Source organism: Enterococcus durans NBRC 100479 = LMG 10746 (assembly GCF_001544215.1).
Classification (GTDB): domain Bacteria; phylum Bacillota; class Bacilli; order Lactobacillales; family Enterococcaceae; genus Enterococcus_B; species Enterococcus_B durans.
This window is the reverse complement of sequence record NZ_BCQB01000009.1, coordinates 34,305-50,904: the sequence shown is the minus strand read 5'-3', so window position 1 is coordinate 50,904 and position 16,600 is coordinate 34,305. Positions and strand designations below refer to the sequence as shown.

General features: G+C 36.6%; 11 protein-coding genes and 1 pseudogene. 8 read left to right on the top strand and 4 right to left on the bottom strand.

What is annotated here, in order from left to right; all coding sequences use genetic code 11:
- Window positions 1-3: 3 nt before the first annotated feature.
- The 5 genes and pseudogenes from ED2_RS04135 to ED2_RS15965 form a co-directional block, all read left to right on the top strand.
- Window positions 4-4,161, top strand: coding sequence for a TIGR02680 family protein (locus ED2_RS04135; protein WP_005877665.1), 4,158 nt, complete (start codon window positions 4-6; stop codon window positions 4,159-4,161).
- Window positions 4,148-5,434, top strand: a complete 1,287-nt coding sequence (locus tag ED2_RS04130; protein ID WP_005877668.1) for a DUF2399 domain-containing protein — start codon at window positions 4,148-4,150, stop codon at window positions 5,432-5,434. Before ED2_RS04135 ends, ED2_RS04130 begins: the two co-directional genes overlap by 14 nt.
- A 308-nt stretch (window positions 5,435-5,742) precedes the next feature.
- On the top strand, window positions 5,743-6,222 hold the full coding sequence (locus tag ED2_RS04125) for a DUF6530 family protein (RefSeq protein WP_005877670.1): 480 nt from the start codon (window positions 5,743-5,745) through the stop codon (window positions 6,220-6,222).
- Window positions 6,223-6,234: 12 nt separating this feature from the next.
- On the top strand, window positions 6,235-8,478 hold the full coding sequence (locus tag ED2_RS04120) for an AAA family ATPase (RefSeq protein WP_005877672.1): 2,244 nt from the start codon (window positions 6,235-6,237) through the stop codon (window positions 8,476-8,478).
- 51 nt (window positions 8,479-8,529) lie between these two features.
- Window positions 8,530-8,616 (top strand): annotated as a pseudogene (locus ED2_RS15965) (DUF3788 family protein); the annotation flags it as partial.
- A gap of 200 nt (window positions 8,617-8,816) precedes the next feature.
- Here ED2_RS15965 and ED2_RS04115 read toward each other — a convergent pair.
- On the bottom strand, window positions 8,817-9,590 hold the full coding sequence (locus ED2_RS04115; RefSeq protein WP_016176642.1) for a helix-turn-helix domain-containing protein: 774 nt from the start codon (window positions 9,588-9,590) through the stop codon (window positions 8,817-8,819).
- A gap of 107 nt (window positions 9,591-9,697) precedes the next feature.
- On the opposite strand from ED2_RS04115, the gene ED2_RS04110 reads away from it, so the two are divergent.
- From ED2_RS04110 to ED2_RS04100, 3 genes are all read left to right on the top strand, one after another.
- The gene (locus ED2_RS04110) at window positions 9,698-11,926 is read left to right on the top strand and encodes an FAD-dependent oxidoreductase (RefSeq protein WP_016176643.1); all 2,229 of its coding nucleotides are present in this window, start codon (window positions 9,698-9,700) and stop codon (window positions 11,924-11,926) included.
- A gap of 1 nt (window position 11,927) precedes the next feature.
- Complete coding sequence (locus ED2_RS04105; protein ID WP_005877678.1) at window positions 11,928-13,223, top strand: MFS transporter; 1,296 nt, start codon at window positions 11,928-11,930, stop codon at window positions 13,221-13,223.
- 154 nt (window positions 13,224-13,377) lie between these two features.
- Window positions 13,378-15,027, top strand: coding sequence for a glycoside hydrolase family 13 protein (locus ED2_RS04100; RefSeq protein WP_005877679.1), 1,650 nt, complete (start codon window positions 13,378-13,380; stop codon window positions 15,025-15,027).
- A 78-nt stretch (window positions 15,028-15,105) separates the two neighbouring features.
- Here the strand turns inward: ED2_RS04100 and ED2_RS15960 are convergent, their stop codons facing one another.
- The 3 genes from ED2_RS15960 to ED2_RS04090 form a co-directional block, all read right to left on the bottom strand.
- Window positions 15,106-15,234, bottom strand: coding sequence for an N-acetyltransferase (locus tag ED2_RS15960; protein ID WP_255209465.1), 129 nt, complete (start codon window positions 15,232-15,234; stop codon window positions 15,106-15,108).
- A gap of 213 nt (window positions 15,235-15,447) precedes the next feature.
- Complete coding sequence (locus ED2_RS04095; protein WP_016176644.1) at window positions 15,448-15,732, bottom strand: hypothetical protein; 285 nt, start codon at window positions 15,730-15,732, stop codon at window positions 15,448-15,450.
- Window positions 15,729-16,463: a DUF2087 domain-containing protein gene (locus ED2_RS04090; RefSeq protein WP_005877684.1), complete on the bottom strand. Its 735-nt coding sequence runs from the start codon at window positions 16,461-16,463 to the stop codon at window positions 15,729-15,731. Before ED2_RS04090 ends, ED2_RS04095 begins: the two co-directional genes overlap by 4 nt.
- Window positions 16,464-16,600 lie beyond the last annotated feature (137 nt).

Here is a 16,600-nt window from a genome sequence, read left to right as displayed (position 1 = left end):
TGTATGAATAATAAATGGGTGATTAATCGAGCAGGATTTCATAATTTTTGGAAATATGCTGGTTCATTTTTTTTTGATTTTGCAGATGGCAAACTGTTTTTAAGAGGTAGCAACGGGCGTGGAAAATCTGTTGCTATGGTCAGTCTTTTACCACCTTTGTTGGATGGCAGGGTAGATGCTCGGCGAATGGATCCTTTTTTTCAATCAACTGATCGGAAAATGGGCGACATCCTTTTAGAGGAGCAAGATATTTTAGGTATTGATAGTAGAATTGGCTATATTACATTAGAGTACAAACGAATGAATGAAAATGGAATTGAGGAATACTTTACATCTGGTATCGGTATGAAAGCGGACAGAAGTAACAGTAATGGTAGTAGTTCTAACCTAACGCGTTGGTATTTTGCTATCAACGGATCACCTCGAGTAACTGAACCCAATACTGATGGGTTTCATGTCGTTGAAGACAACGGAGATGATACATTTTCTTCATTGACCAAGCAAGTATTAAAAAATAAAATAAATGGTATCGGGGCACGATTCTTTGATACGCCATCTTCCTATGGAGAATATATTAACAAAAAAATTTTTCAATTTACTAAAATAGAAGAATTTAATACAATGATTAAACTTTTGATTACATTACGCGCTTCTAAATTAGGAGATAAATCTGGTCCAAGTTCAGTGACAGAAATTTTAGAACACTCTATGGCTGAATTACCTGAAGGAGAACTAGATGTATTAAAAAATGTAATTGAAGATATGGAGCGTATTCAAGAGGATCAAGTGAATTTGACAAACGAATTGAAATCGTTATCCAAAGTAAACAGAAAATATAGGGACTATCTTGATGAAAAGTTAGGACAATTAGCAACAGCATGGCTTAGAAATAAACAAGAATATGAAATTTTTATTCATTCTATCGATTCTACTAAAGAAGGCATTGCAAAATTAGATGCAAAGTTTCACAACCTGGAAGAAAAACAAAATCTATCAGAGAGAAGTTTGTCTTTGTTGCGTGAAGAATATGAAAGAAATACAATAGCCAGTGATAATGAATTAACCAGAAGAGTTTCTGAATTAGAAAAAGAACTTGAGCAGTTAAATTCTGATATAGAAAAAAAGAACTCTCAATTGAAAAAGCACGAAAACTATCTAAAAAAACTTCAAAGTAGACTTGAAGACGCTAAAAAAGATTTGGAAGGTCAAACAGAACAACAGAAACAGAATTTTATTGATCTTTTAGATAATGCCAGTGGTTTTAATTATACTAAGCAGCATCAAAAATTTCTTGAAAGTCTTTCAAGTGAAGACGAAAAAGTTATTGCCGATATCAGACGTCAAAAGAAATTGATTACAGATTTACAAAATAATCTGAGTCTAATTGAAAGTTGCTTTAAATCGATAAATCATTCAAAAAGCATAGTAAAAAAGGCTGAAATCAATCATTCAAAAGCAATTGAAGAACTACAAATAGCTAAAATCCAATTTACTGAAGCAACGGAATCTTTAGAAGAAGAAAAAGATAGACTTTATACTGAAGTTGTTGAATGGTCTAATTTAACTACTTTTAAGATACCTTCTGACTATTTGAATAAATCATTATCCGCAATTCGTAAACTTTATGATAACGATACAGAATTTAGTGATGTAATGGTACCTCTAGAACAAGCAAAAAGAGAATCTATAAATTTACTTGAGCAACAGCTCATTCCTTTACAGAGCCAGGTAGAAATACTGCAAGAATCACTAAACCAAAAAAAGCTGGAACAAGACCTGCTTTTAAAGGGAAAAATAGTAGAACCTAGCAGAACTGAAGAGCATAGACATGCAAGGGAGACATTAAAAAAATCTGATATAGTATTTAGATCGTTTTATGAAACAGTTGATTTTAGAGAAAATATTGAAGAAGATTTAAAAAATACCATTGAATCGGCTGTAGCTGAAAGTGGCTTTTTAGATGCAATTATTTCAACTGATGCAAATGCATTAATCGAAAATGATAAATTAATCATTCCCCAACCTTTCACTTTAGGAGAAAGAAGCAATACGCTATCCCACTATCTAAAAATTGAAAAAAATCTACCCGATGAACTAAGCGAAATCGTTGGGGACATCTTAAATAGTATTCAAATAAATGAGGGTGATGATCCTTCATTACCTATTATCTATCCTGACGGTACATATCAATTATCCATTTTGAAAGGAAAATCAAATTCTCAATATAAAGCAGCATTTATTGGAGAGTCCAGTCGTGAAGCGGAACGCAAACGTAAACTTGAGAGTTTGAAAAATGAACTCTCACAATTAAAAGAACATCAGAAAATATGCAAAGAGGAAATAACTCAGCTAGAACAAAAGAGAAGTCTTTATGAAGAAGATTTCGAAGCGTGTCCAAATGACTTAAAGGTGCGTGAATCATTAAGGCTTCATAAAAGGGCAATGGATCAAGTTGCTGTTAAAAGTGAACTAGAACGTATGCAATTAGATCAAAAAGAAATCGCTGCTGCAGAGTTACAAAAGCATCGTAAAAAACTCTTTGATCTAAGATCGTTAATAAATATAGATGTTTCAGAGGAAACACTAACAGAAATAAAACAGTACTCGAATAATTACTACAACATACTTGAAGATATAGTAGAGACAATTCATCAATTAAGAAAATTGAAAAATCGATCAGCTGAGCAAGAAACAGATTATCATTACCAAAAGGAGTTATGTAAGGATGCTATAGAGGATCTAGGAATAGTCACACATCAATTAGAAGATAAAACAACAACATTAAAAAAGATAAAAGAACAAAGAGAGTTTAAAGAAGTTGAAGAAATGAGTTTGCGACAGGAAAAACTAAAAAAAGAAATCAGAAATAAAGAAGAAGAAAAAGGTGCTACTGATCGATTATTAGGTGAACTAGAGTCAAAGATCAACAACTCCAGAGAAAAATTGGATTTGTTAATAAAACAGAAAGAAGGAAAGTTACAGCTTAAAGAAGATTGGCTAAAGTTATATAGCTCAGCTATTCAAAAGTATTCTCTAGATGCTAAGATTGATCTTCATAGTTTTTCAAAACAATTCGGACGAAAAATTGATCGAAATAAACTGATGCAAATTTCTGCTGCTTTGACGAAAGTAATTCGTGAAAATCGAGACCAATTGCTTGTTTATAATCTTGAATCAGAATTGAGAAAAGTCACTATTCGCTCTAAAAACGAAGATGATTTATTAGAAGTTTTATATGAAAATTGGGATGATTATAATAATTTTGAGTCAGTCGAGGTAGATACCCAAAATATGCGAAATTCGCCTTTTTTACTAGAAGCTATGCTACGTAAAGAAAAGGAAGAAAATGACCAGGCTTATCAAAAAGATCAAGAAGAAATGTACCGTCAAGCTCTATTTGGAAAGTTGGGAAAAACAACACGTGAATTGGTAGTAGAAGGTCGTAATTGGGCAGTTAAAATGGATAAGATGTTACAACGTGTTTATGGTGAAAAAGACGACTTGCAACTCGAATTAAAATTGGTTCCAAAGCCTTCTCAAGCAGAAGGGGTCACGTCTACAAGCCAACTAATTGATATTTGGAGTAATGCAGAAGAAGGAATTTTAAGAGAACAAGATCAGAAAAAAGTAATCAGTTTTTTTAAAAAAGGCTTGGATGATGCCATAGTTATAGTAAAAGAAAATCCTGGGACCACTGATTTAAAAGAAGAATTAAAAAGAGTTTTTGATTATCGCCAATGGTTTTTCTTTCGTTTAAATTATAAAAAGAATGCGAAGCAAAAGGAGTTTAAACGACTAACTCAAGAAGCCTTCATGAAGATGTCAGGTGGTGAGCGAGCCAAATCTCTTTACCTACCTTTATTTATTGCTATGCGCTTAAGATTTGAATCCGCTAGTGAGAATGCACCATACATCATTACTTTGGATGAGGCTTTCTCTGGAGTAGATGAAGAAGGTCGTGAATCTATGATGGGAGTCGCTGAAGAATTAGAATTCAACTATATTATGAATTCTCAAGAGATGTGGCCTGAATATCCGACAGTATCAAGTATTAATACGTATGAATTCAAGCAGGGAAAAAGTGATCCTTTTGTGGAAACGGTTAAGTACGGTTGGAATGGACGTGTCCGTTCTAAAATAGTAGGTGATGAATTTGAATAAAGGTACAATTGAATTTTTTTCAAAAAATAAAAAAACTTGGGAGAGTTGGTTTTCCTTATTAGCCAAACGATATTTTTCGTATGGAACATTTGGAGGGTATGTCAACTATGAAGAGTTGGGAGCTGTTGATTTAACACCAATAAAAGAGTTTTTAGGGCTTTCTCAAGTCGAATTTGAGGCTAAAAATAAATTTTCTATAAAAAAATTTATAATGCGGTATAATCGGAGCGCTCTTGCTGAAAAGGATAGTTTAGAAAATGTAATTGAGTACTTTATTGAACAAAGTTTGATAACAAAGGAAAAATTATGTGAACAAGAGACTATCAAACGAAAAGAATTTGATACACTCGTTGATATATTATTGAGCGACAAATCACCCTTACTAGTAGAAAGTACACGTAAAAACTTATTTGAAAAATGGAAGGATGATCAGACAGTCATTGAATCTTTAGAAAAGGCTCAATTTGCGTTGAATCATCTACCAAATTCATTTTTACAATTACCTTATTTTTCGAATCAACTATTCCACAATGCCCACGAGTTAGACACAAATAGTTTAACTGGAGAAATATTCAACAGTATGTTAAGAAAATCATTTGAACTTTCAAAAACTACACGAAGAAAATACTATTCAAAAGTTGAATTGAGTGAAGATGTGTATACTCACGTCAAATTATTACGAGGGGATCATACAATATATGCTTTTGTTCAAGGCATATATTCAAACGACCTTACTATTTGGAATGCACATGCCAAGGAAAGAGACAGTTGGATTGTCCGTAAAGGGCATGTTTTAAACGCCAAAGATTTATATACTAAAAATAACAAAGTCTTTGTAGTAGAAAATGATGGTGTATTCCAAATGCTTACAGAAATGTTTCCAAATTTACCTTTTTTATCCACAAGTGGTCAACCTAATTACACTGTTTTAAAAATAGTAGAAAAGTTAGTGATTAGCGACACTATGATTTATTATTCTGGTGATTTAGACCCAAATGGGCTCTCAATGGCTCAAAATATTTTGAAATTATATCCTCTGAATGTGAAGTTGGTAGGAATGGATGCAGAAATATACAGTAGTAAATTAAAAACGAAAGAATTAACTAAAAACCAAATAAAATTGCTGGATAGTATTCTGGTACCAGACTTGCAAGACTTGAAGCATAGAATATATCTTGAACAAAAAGCTGTTGAACAGGAAGCATTAACTGAAAGCTATATACCTTTGTTAGAAGAGTGGGATTCAAAAATAAGCACAACCGAAAATGAATAATTTAACTCCATACTAACAAGGTCGAGACAAAAATCATTTAGGTTTGAGAAATTGGAGAGAAAAACGAACAATACGTTTTTTTGTATTGCTCGTTTTTTTTAATTTCCGAAAAAAATGACTTTTGGACGCCATTTATTCGAGAGTCTGTAGCAAAACTGATTTTTAGATTTGTCTCATATTCGGTGAATAAACTAGCGAGACACTCGTTTTTGCTTTTTTATTGCTCCTGTCGTATAATCAAAGACAAATTTTAGTAAACTAGTAAATTACTAATTTAGTAAATTACTAAATAAAGGAGTGCTTAACCAATGGAAATACCAACAAACTTAAAACATAAACCTGTAATCGTTGTAGAAGATTATGATAAAGTAGACGGAAAAAATGCGCTTCATACAGATGCAAAAGGGCTCTCACTGGGATTGGCCCAATGGAATGATCGAGGAAAAGTCGATATATCTGGAAAAGTATGGCGCCATACTGGTGAAAAATGGTCACGCCAATCAGAAGAACTTCCAATCACACGTATTTTAGATCTAGCGATACTGGCAGCACAAGGAAGCTTGTATTTTCAAGATGCATATCGCTATGAAAAATTCTATGATCCGGAAAATCCGATGATCGATATCATTGGCCTTCAAGGAAACCGGATGACTGTAGAAGTCGATACCAAAAATCCTAAGATCGATGAAGATATCATCTTATATTACGATACTTTACAAAAAGATGGCGAACTGATTGGTGAACGTTTCCGTATCTTAAAACGTCTATTAGATGATTTAGGGTATTAGGAGGAAAGTCATATGGATAACTTTTCATTAACAGATCATCGCTCATTTTCAACAATTGAACGACAAATGATCTGGCAAAAGCCTGCAAGTCATCGAACAAGTTCTGTGGAACTAAGGATTGCGGCTGAAATCAAAGAAAACTGGGAAGACCCGGAAATGAAAATCAGTAATATTTTATTAGAAGGTGATGCAGGGTCTGGTAAGACACAATTAGCAAAAGCTCTGTCTGCTGATTTGCAACTTCCTTATACAAAAGTGACTTGTTTTGCAGATATGGACAAATCGGATGTTTTTGGCGCTCTTTTGCCAGTTGTTGATTCCGACGAAGAAGAGGACCAAGCTTTGATCGATGCCATCAACCAAACGGATACGCTAAATGCTGTTTTACAAGTTATCAAGGATCACTATCAAGTGAACGACGATCTAGCAAAACAAAAGTTAGCTGACTTTGTGCAACGTATCGATGAGCAAAAGTCAGAAACAGTCCGCTACAAATATTACCCTTCTGAAATCGTACGTGCGATCGAGAAAGGGTATTTATTAGAGATCCAAGAACCAACAGTGATCAGAGATGCCTCTGTCCTAGTGGCCTTGAATTCTGCTCTAGAGCCTAACGGGCTATTGAATCTACCAACAGGAGTCGTACCTCGCCATACTGATTGCGTGATCATCATTACCACAAATCGCAACTATCAAGGAAATCGTCCGCTGAATGAATCTTTGCGTGACCGGATGCAGCATGCTGAAAAAATGGATCTACCCACTCTTGAAGTAATGGTTGAACGTGCAATAGGAAAAACGAATATCCAAGAACCAGAACTGTTAGCTAAAATGGCTGAGATCATCCGACTTCTAGATGAAACTGCTAAAGCAAATGCCATCAAGGGTGTTGCCGGCATGCGTTCCTATTTCTATTGGGCAAATACCTGGAAACAAGGGCAAGATGTATTGGAATCCTTGTATCCCAAAGTACTGTATAAATTAACTACTGATCCAGAAGAATTAAAGATTTTGACCCAACGTTTAGAAGAGAGTGGTCTTTTAGAAGAGCTGCGCACACTTATTCAGTTACAAAAATGGGGAAAGCCTTCTGACATTCAAACATCTGCACGTGGAAGAGTGCTAACAGATGAAGAAGCGGACCAAAGGAATATCGACCAATTAGCAGAAGAAACTTTTTCCCTTTCTGAAAGTGAAAAGAAAATTGAGACAGAAAATGAAGCTACTGAAAAAGCGCTAGAAAAAGAGCCCACAGAACTGCAAAAGGAAACTTTGCCCGTTTCGCAGGAAGAACGCAGCGAGGACGTAGAAGGGAAAAGTCAAGACGACCAAGATCAGGCAGAAGATATTTCCAACAAGATGTCTGTATCCGATATGGAAGCTCATGACAAAGAAATCAAGCGTGAACTAAACAAAGAAGCTCGTCAAGCAATGAAAGGAACCATTCACGAAAAAGAAGGGCTGATCATTCATCGACCAACATTTACGCCAAATGATCCAGAGGCACGTAAATTAAGGAAACAAGTGTTGCCAGTGGTCGACTCTTTAAGCAGACAGATTCTCGATCTACTTGAAAACGACGAATCAGCGACCTATCAAAAGAGTAAATATGAAGGGCAGCATTTCGATGCCAGTCGTGTGGCATATGGTGATCTTCGGAATTTCGATAAGAAAAATCCTCCATACGAACAGCCTTCATTGGCAGTTGCTATCAGGGTCGATGAATCTGGCTCGATGATCCGTGATGATCGGATCGAAGCCGCCAAAAAAGCAACGATCGCAGTCGCAGAATTTGCACAGCGCGTAAATATCCCGTTGATGATCTATGGGGATACCGCTGACGTATCTGCAAGAGAGAAAACATCCTTATTTTCTTACAAAGAATTCTCAGATGACTTTAGTTGGTTAACAGATAAGTTAGTAACGATGAAAGCACGACAAAATAACCGTGATGGCGCCACTTTGAGGATTGCTGCAACTAAGCTTAGTCAGCAAGCTGCAACGACAAAATTGATGCTAGTGATCAGTGATGGACAACCTAAAGCTTTACCTGATTATACAGGGAAGAAAGCAAAACAGGATATCCAAGAAGTCTTATCAGAGTTTGAGCGCCAAGGCGTGGTCTTTGTTTCTGCAGCAATCGGACAAGACAAAGAAGAAATAAAAGAAATCTATGGTGAAAATCGTTTCCTTGATATCACCGACTTGAATGAGTTTCCGAAACAATTGATCCAATTGATCTCACGTTATTTATGAAATACCGTAAGAATGATCGGTTAGGTTTGAGAAATTAGAGAAAAAAAGAGGTTGGGACAGAAGTGTTTAACTCCGAGAATTTCGGCTTATTTCCGAAGGAGTTGCTTCTGCGCCCACCGTTTATCCGTTTTTAAAGAATGAGACAAAAGTGTTTCTTACTTTTGTCCCACTCTTTTTTTTGAAATTTCCGAAGAACTTGACTTTTGAACGCCGCTTATTCGAGAGTCTCTAGCAAAACTGTAGATTTGTCACACATTCGTTTCCGGAACTTTTTTGCCGACATTTTTTAATTTGATCCTTTATCTGCAACTATTTGAATGGCATCAAAAAAAGACCTGCTACAATAAATGCTTTTTCCGAAATGTACTTGGGGACATCTTGAAAATCTTCTTAAAGTATTTGGACAGATAGTATCCATGTTTAAAACCCGTTAGTTCTGCAATCTCTTCCATAGGTAAATTGGTTGAGATGAGGAGATTTTGTACATTTTTTAAGCGTACCTTCAGCAAATATTCTTTTGGTGAATAGCCTGTTTCTTTTTTGAACAAACGAGAAAGATAAGACGCATTGAAAGAATATTTTTCACTGAGTTGTTGGATCGAAAAATCCTCTTGATAATGATTATCGAGATAATGCAACAAGTCGATAATACGTGAATTATGGGTCCGCAGTGGGGGAATCGACTGATTCGGTTTTTGATAAGAAATACTGCTGAATAGAAGTATGTCCATGATGCAATGGGTTCGTATAAAAAAACTGAATCCAGACAGATCATAGACATATTGTTTTAGAACCATTTGATCCATGGCTAAACGTTCTTTCGTCAATCGGTGCATCCCAGCGGATAAATTCAAATAGGATTGGTTAGGGACAACATCCAGACGGAAAAAATGAAAGGAAAGAGGGGCAAGAACTTTTCTTTCAAAAACAGTATGGGGTGGACAGATCAATACGCAAGGACTCTTAGCAATCCCAGAAACCTCGCCGATCTTATAGTAGCACTCTCCTTCAACCAATAAATACAATACCCAAAAACTATCTTGGTCTTCTGCTAATAAAAATTCTTCTTTTTCCTCCCACCAGATATGATCGATTATTTTTATCACTTCCATGTTTTACCTCCAAAAGTCAAAAAAAGCCAAAAACAAGACTAATTTGTATATTGTTAAATATATCACAAAAACTATAATAAAAATATCATGAATTAGGGAGCGGTTACATGAAACAGATACAAAGTGAAATCATCGTTATTGGTGGTGGCTTAGCAGGCATCTGTGCGGCAATTGCAGCAGCAAGAGAAGGAAAACAGGTAGTATTGATTCAAAATCGCGGTGTTCTAGGGGGGAATTCCAGTAGTGAGATCCGTGTCTGGGTATGTGGCGCAACAAAACACGGTGTAAATCGGTACGCACGCGAGACAGGGATCATGGGTGAATTATTTTTAGAAAATCAGTTTAGAAATCCACAGGGGAATGTTTTTCAGTGGAATCTGTTATTGCTTGAAAAAGTCAAAGAAGAGCAAAATATCCAACTTTATTTAAATACGGAAGTCATTGATGTTACAGTAGAAGGACACACGATCACATCTGTGATTGCTCGAACACAAGGAGCAGAAAATACCTATCAGTTTTTAGGAGAGTACTTCATTGATTGTACAGGTGATGGCATAGTTGGAGAGGGTGCAAAAGCAGAATTCCATATGGGAAGAGAAAGTCGAGAAATGTATGATGAATCTCTTGCACCTGAAGTTGCAGATGATCGAATGTTAGGAAGCACATTGCTTTTTTATACAAAAGATACCGGAGAAAAGACCAAATTTATTGCACCATCATTTGCGAAAAAAATCACAGATACTACCATCATAAAAAATCGAACATTGAATCCAACTGATAATGGTTGTGCCTATTGGTGGATTGAATGGGGTGGGGAGCTGGATACGATCCACGATAATGAAAAGATCAGAGATGAACTGTTATCAGTAGTGTATGGTATTTGGGATCATATCAAAAACTCAGGAGAATATGAAGCTGATACATTAGATTTAGAATGGATAGGGACTCTTCCTGGAAAACGCGAGTCACGTCGGTTTATTGGCGATTACGTGCTTACTCAAAAAGATATCGAGGATCAAACATTTTTTGAAGATCGCATTGCATTTGGTGGTTGGTCAATCGATTTACATCCCTCAACAGGAATGTACACAGATGCAGCCGGCGCTCGTCATGTCGTAGCAGATGGGATCTATCATTTACCTTACCGGATGCTGTACTCAAAAAATATCGAAAATCTCTATTTCGCTGGCCGTAATGTCTCAGCTAGTCATGTAGCTTTTGGAACGATCCGAGTAATGGCTACTTGTGCAATCTTAGGCGAAGCAGCAGGAACAGCAGCAGCAATGGCTAGTGAATTGCATTGCTCACCTAGAGATATCTATACGTCATATCTCAATGAGTATCAGCAAAGAATGTTGAAAAATGATGCTTCAGTTATTGGACTGAAAAATAATGACTCCAAAGATTTAGCACGTACTGCTCAGATTAGTGCCACAAGCTCTTTGCAAACGATCGATACGGAGGCTGAACAGCTGCAAGAATTTCCACTGACAAAAAGTGTCGGTTTCCAATTTTATCTGGAAAACCACCCGAAAACAGTGAATCTCTTATTAAAAGCAGAAGCAGAGACAGAATTAGAAGTTGAATTTTACACGACTGGTAGGAAAGAAAATTACATTCCAAAGAAAAAAGTAGGGACACAAACGGTTCAACTGTCAGCAAAAGGACGTGCGTGGCATCCTGTTGTTTTACCGACACTTGCAGAACCAGAGAACTTATTTGTAATATTAAAGAAAAATCAACATGTAGTAACGCATCTTAGCGAAACAGTTATCCCTGGAGTGTTAAGCTTCATTGAAGACCCGATCCAAGAATTACGTCAACCAGAGTTACATGATTATGTGCGCGAATCACCTATCCTTTATTGGACAAATCAAAAAATCAATCGTAAAAATGTGGTATTCAATGTTCCCACTACGAGTTATTCAAAAGAACAGATCACAAACGGGTATAAACGTCCATTTGGTTCGCCAAATGTATGGGTATCTAAGCTTGGTTCAAAAGAAACGGAAGTCCTTTGTTTCAATTGGGAGACACCGCAGACGATTTCAGAAGTTTTATTGACTTTAAATGATGACGTCAATGAAGACCTCGTGAATCTTCATCATCACCGAACTGCTTTTGACATTATTCCCGAATTGATCAAAGATTATGAAATTTGGGCGCTTGTTGATGGAGAGAGAGTACGACTTGCAAAAGAAGAGGATAATCGGAGCAGACAAAAGAATCATCTGTTCCGAAAAGTGAAAACAAAACAATTAGAACTACATCTACATCAAACAAATGGTAGCAATTTCAAGTCATTATATGAAGTCCGAATCTATGGAGGAGAATAACATGAATACACTACAAAATGTTGAACAACCAAAAAATAAGTTTAAAATGCGTTATGTGATTCTAGCTTTAGTTTTTGTTAACATCGTTATCAATTATATGGATCGTACGAATGTATCAATTGCAATGCCCGAATTGGCAAAAGAAATTGGCTTATCGACAGTCCAACAAGGATTGATTTTTTCAGCATTTGGCTGGATTTATGCAGCCATGCAAGTGCCAGGTGGAATCCTGCTAGATAAGTTTGGGTCGCGAATCATGTATTTCATTAGTTTATTTGGTTGGTCACTAATGACACTATTTCAAGTAAGTATCCATAATTTTGGCCATTTTTTAGGATTACGTTTAGGGGTAGGTTTCTTTGAATCTCCAGTTATGCCTGCAAATAATCGTGCAATTTCCTATTGGTTTCCCGAAAATGAAAGAGGAACAGCAATCGGTATTTATTCTTCTGCACAGTTCTTAGGTTTAGCATTTTCCATGCCAATCTTATATGCGATCCATAACTCCATCGGCTGGCGTGGATTATTCATTGTCACAGGAGTGATCGGGATCATTTGGGCATTTGTTTGGTACGTTTTGTATTCTGATCCAAAAAAGAATAAATGGGTGAGCCAACAAGAATTGGCTTATATCAAAGCTGGTGGAGCAGTTTTTGAAGAAGTCAGCGATACAGCTCCCAAGGCTAGTTTAACAAAAGAAAATTTGAAAAAATTATTTACAAAAAAACTGATCGGTATTTACATTGGTCAATTTGCTATTAGTGGAACATTCTGGTTCTTCTTAACATGGTTTCCATCCTATTTGACAGAAGAAAAAGGTATTTCCTTGAACAAAACTGGCTTTTTATCAAGTATTCCTTATCTAGCTGCCTTTGTCGGAGTTATATTAGCTGGTTATGTATCGGATAAATTAAGTAAGCGTGGTTTTTCTAAAAGTATGTCACGCAAAATACCTGTCATCACAGGGTTACTATTGACTCTATTGATCATGGGAGCAAATTACACATCAAATCCATATCTGATCATCACTTTTATGTCAGTTGCCTTTTTCGGAAATGGACTTGCAACAATCACCTGGGTGTTTGTTACTCTTTTGGCTCCTAGTAATTTGCTTGGTCTTGCTGGCGGTATCTTCAATCTATGTGGCGCTCTTTCTTCCATTGTTATTCCGATCGTCATTGGTTACCTTGTAGCAAATGGGAATTTTTCTTCCGCACTTGTTTTCATAGCTGCTATTGCATTAATTGGTGCATGCTCGTACATCTTCGTAGTGGGTAAATTGGAAACAGAGGAATAATCAAAAGGTAGGTAGCTTAAAAAATACGATGATAAATCGTGAGCCGTTGACTCTATCTGCACTGGCTTCCTTCTATATGTTAACGGTAACAGACACACAATTGGTGCAACTTCCTTTATAATGAAAGAAAGTTACAGGAAGGAAGGTCTGCAAAATGACATACGCAAAAGCATGGTGGAAGGAAGCTGTCGGCTACCAAATTTATCCTGCGAGTTTCAAGGATAGCAATGGGGATGGAATAGGAGATCTAAATGGGATCCGTGAAAAAATCCCTTATTTAAAAGATCTTGGCATCGGTTTTATTTGGATCAATCCTATTTATCCTTCACCATTTATTGATAACGGTTACGATATCAGTGATTACCAAGGGATTCTTGGTAAATTCGGGACCATGGAAGACTTTGATCTATTGTTAGCAGAAGCCCATCAAGCAGGTATCAAGATTATCATGGATCTGGTTATCAATCACAGCTCCGACCAACATGAATGGTTTATTGAAGCAAAAAAATCAAAAGAAAATCCCTATCATGACTATTATATTTGGGTAGATGGCATACCTGAGGAAAAACCGAATGAGTGGCAATCGATTTTTGGTGGCTCCGTTTGGGAATATGAGCCGGAAATCCAACAATACTATATGCATATTTTCGCAAAAGAACAACCAGATTTGAACTGGGAAAGTACACAGTTGAAAAATGAATTGTTCACGATGATCCGCTGGTGGTTAGATAAAGGTATCGATGGCTTTCGTTTAGATGCGATTTCCCATGTCAAAAAAGATAAATATTCCGTGAAAGCCACCGAAAATCCTTTCTCGCCTTTTCAAAATGTCTCAGGAATCGAAGAACATTTGAATGAACTAAAAGATGTCTTTGACGAGTACGACATCCTGACTGTTGGCGAAGCCAGTGGGGTGACGGCAGAGGAAGGACCAGAGTGGGTAGGACCTGATGGCTATTTTGATATGATTTTTGAATTTGATCATATCTCGATATGGAAACATGAAAAAGAAGGCGAACTTGATGTGTTGCAGTTAAAAAAAGCCTTGAGTGATTGGCAGACTTCTTTAGATGGCAAAGGCTGGAATGCCTTGTATATGGAAAACCACGATGTTCCTCGTTCGGTTTCTGTTTTTGGCGATACGAGCGAAGAATTTTGGGCGATTTCTGCCAAAGCAATTGCAATGATGTATTTCTTTTTACAAGGCACGCCTTTTATTTACCAAGGACAAGAAATCGGCATGACCAATGCACCTTTTACATCTATTGAGGAAATCGATGCAGTCGACTCCAAACGTCTATACAGACAATTGATTCAAGAAGGAAAATCAGAGGCAGAAGCACTGGACATCGTTGCAGACACGACCCGAGACAACGGTAGAACACCAATGCAATGGTCAGCAGAAGACTTTGCTGGATTTTCGACTAATCAGCCATGGCTAATGATCAACCCAAATTATCCTGTATTGAATGTGGAAGATCAGGAAGAAGATCCCACATCGATCTTGCAATTTTATAAGAAAATGATTCGAATCCGTCGTGCCCATATGGGTTTGATCTATGGTTCTTTCATCGAACATCTAACGGAGCATTCACAGGTATATAGTTACGAAAGAATCTTAGAACAAGATCGTTACTTAGTGATCGTCAACTTAACGAATGATCCTGCAGAATATACATTCACTGAAGAAGTGAGTCAACACGCTTGGCAATTGTTGCTTACCAACACAAATCAACAAGATCGATTATTCAAGAGTTCGGGTACATTAGAACCTTATGAAGCATGCTTATATAAGAAATTGTAAAAAAATACAAAATCCACTAAATAACCCAACTAAACACCAGAATTAGTAAGAGTTTCCTTACTAGTTCTGGTGTTTGTTTTAGACTAGTTTCTTTTCACAAACAAGATGATGTTTGCCATTGATGATTTTGGCATCTATTTTTACAAAACCTTGTTTCTCCCACATCCTCCGACCTGCCAGGTTATCAACCAGCACTCCTAAACGCAATGTTTTCACTCCTTTTTGTCAGCAGTAATGCTCCAGTTGCTGATAAATGATTTGCCCATTCTCTTGTTGGCGATAAGGCAGATCAATCACCAACAAAGAGGCTGGGACAGAAGTGTTTAACTCCGAGAAATAAGAAGAAATTAACGAAAATTGCTTTTCAAATTTTTGTTAATTTCGGCTTATTTCCGAAGGAGTTGCTTCTGCTCCCGCCGTTTATTCGTTTTTAAAGTATGAGACAAAAGTGTTTCTTACTTTTGTCCCACGCTCATAATCATGCAGTAAGTCTACCACACCCATCAGTTGGTCAGCTTGGTAGATACCAAATACTTCTTTTTGTGTTAGTTGAGCATGTGTTGGTATCGATAAAAAAAACTCTTGTTCGATTTCCTCATCACTAGGGGAATACGTTTGATACTCAGTGAAGTAATCTTTATTTGCAAATAGAAAATCCCGAAATTCCGTTTGATCCTGTGGCCAATCTAATTTTCGCCACTTCATGCAGTCACCACCCAATAAGTTTTCCCATCTTTCGTCCGTTGCATAAAACCGTATTCGATCAAATAGCGGCGAAGAGTGACAAAATCAGCAATAAACCGTTTCAGGATCTCATTGACTGCTTTTTCTGAATAGTTTTTAGCAGGTTCAAATTGCTTTGCGATTTCTCCTAGAACGATGATCTTGCGTTTTTCCTTGCTAGGAAATTGGCGGAGACGGCCATCCTCAGTAAAGTAATTGGCGATGATGGTTGCTTTTTCGCTAACAGTGATTTGATAGCGTTCATCTACCATTTTTGCACCGATATGTGGTGGCAAGTAGTCCTCACTTTCCAATAAATTCATCATACTTAAAAAAACACGAGCTTGTCGTTCTTTTTCTCTCAATTTGAAGCGATGGTTGCGGACAGTTGAACTAGAAATTCCTAGACGTTGTGCAATCACGGTGTCACTCAATCTCTGGGCAAATAAATTCAAGATAGTTTGTTGGATCTCTGTCAGCCCACTAATTTCGCGATTCTGTTGTAACAAAGCAAAAAGAGGGCCTTGATGAACCTGCTGTAAATGTTGTTGCATCGCTTTTTCTGCCGTTTTCCAAGGACCAGTTACTGTCTCACTAGGATAAATCAAACCATCCTCAAATCCTGCTTCACAATACAAACAATGGAAGTGATCCTGGTCCTGATAATACCCCCGAGCATAATCAGTAATTTCATAAACAATATCATTTTTCATCTAACTCACTCCAAACAAAATTTATTATGTTTGAAATTATTTTAATATTTACGTCTTTATTTGTCAAATAGCAAACATTATTTTGTTTTGTCTGTATAATAGCAAACTATATCTTTTTTTCATAAAAAAGAGAATGA

Coding starts and splice junctions, on each gene's coding strand:
- ED2_RS04135 (WP_005877665.1), top strand. CDS start 4: ATGAATAATAAATGGGTGATTAATCGAGCAGGATTTCATAATTTTTGG.
- ED2_RS04130 (WP_005877668.1), top strand. CDS start 4,148: ATGAATTTGAATAAAGGTACAATTGAATTTTTTTCAAAAAATAAAAAA.
- ED2_RS04125 (WP_005877670.1), top strand. CDS start 5,743: ATGGAAATACCAACAAACTTAAAACATAAACCTGTAATCGTTGTAGAA.
- ED2_RS04120 (WP_005877672.1), top strand. CDS start 6,235: ATGGATAACTTTTCATTAACAGATCATCGCTCATTTTCAACAATTGAA.
- ED2_RS04115 (WP_016176642.1), bottom strand. CDS start 9,590: ATGGAAGTGATAAAAATAATCGATCATATCTGGTGGGAGGAAAAAGAA.
- ED2_RS04110 (WP_016176643.1), top strand. CDS start 9,698: ATGAAACAGATACAAAGTGAAATCATCGTTATTGGTGGTGGCTTAGCA.
- ED2_RS04105 (WP_005877678.1), top strand. CDS start 11,928: ATGAATACACTACAAAATGTTGAACAACCAAAAAATAAGTTTAAAATG.
- ED2_RS04100 (WP_005877679.1), top strand. CDS start 13,378: ATGACATACGCAAAAGCATGGTGGAAGGAAGCTGTCGGCTACCAAATT.
- ED2_RS04095 (WP_016176644.1), bottom strand. CDS start 15,732: ATGAAGTGGCGAAAATTAGATTGGCCACAGGATCAAACGGAATTTCGG.
- ED2_RS04090 (WP_005877684.1), bottom strand. CDS start 16,463: ATGAAAAATGATATTGTTTATGAAATTACTGATTATGCTCGGGGGTAT.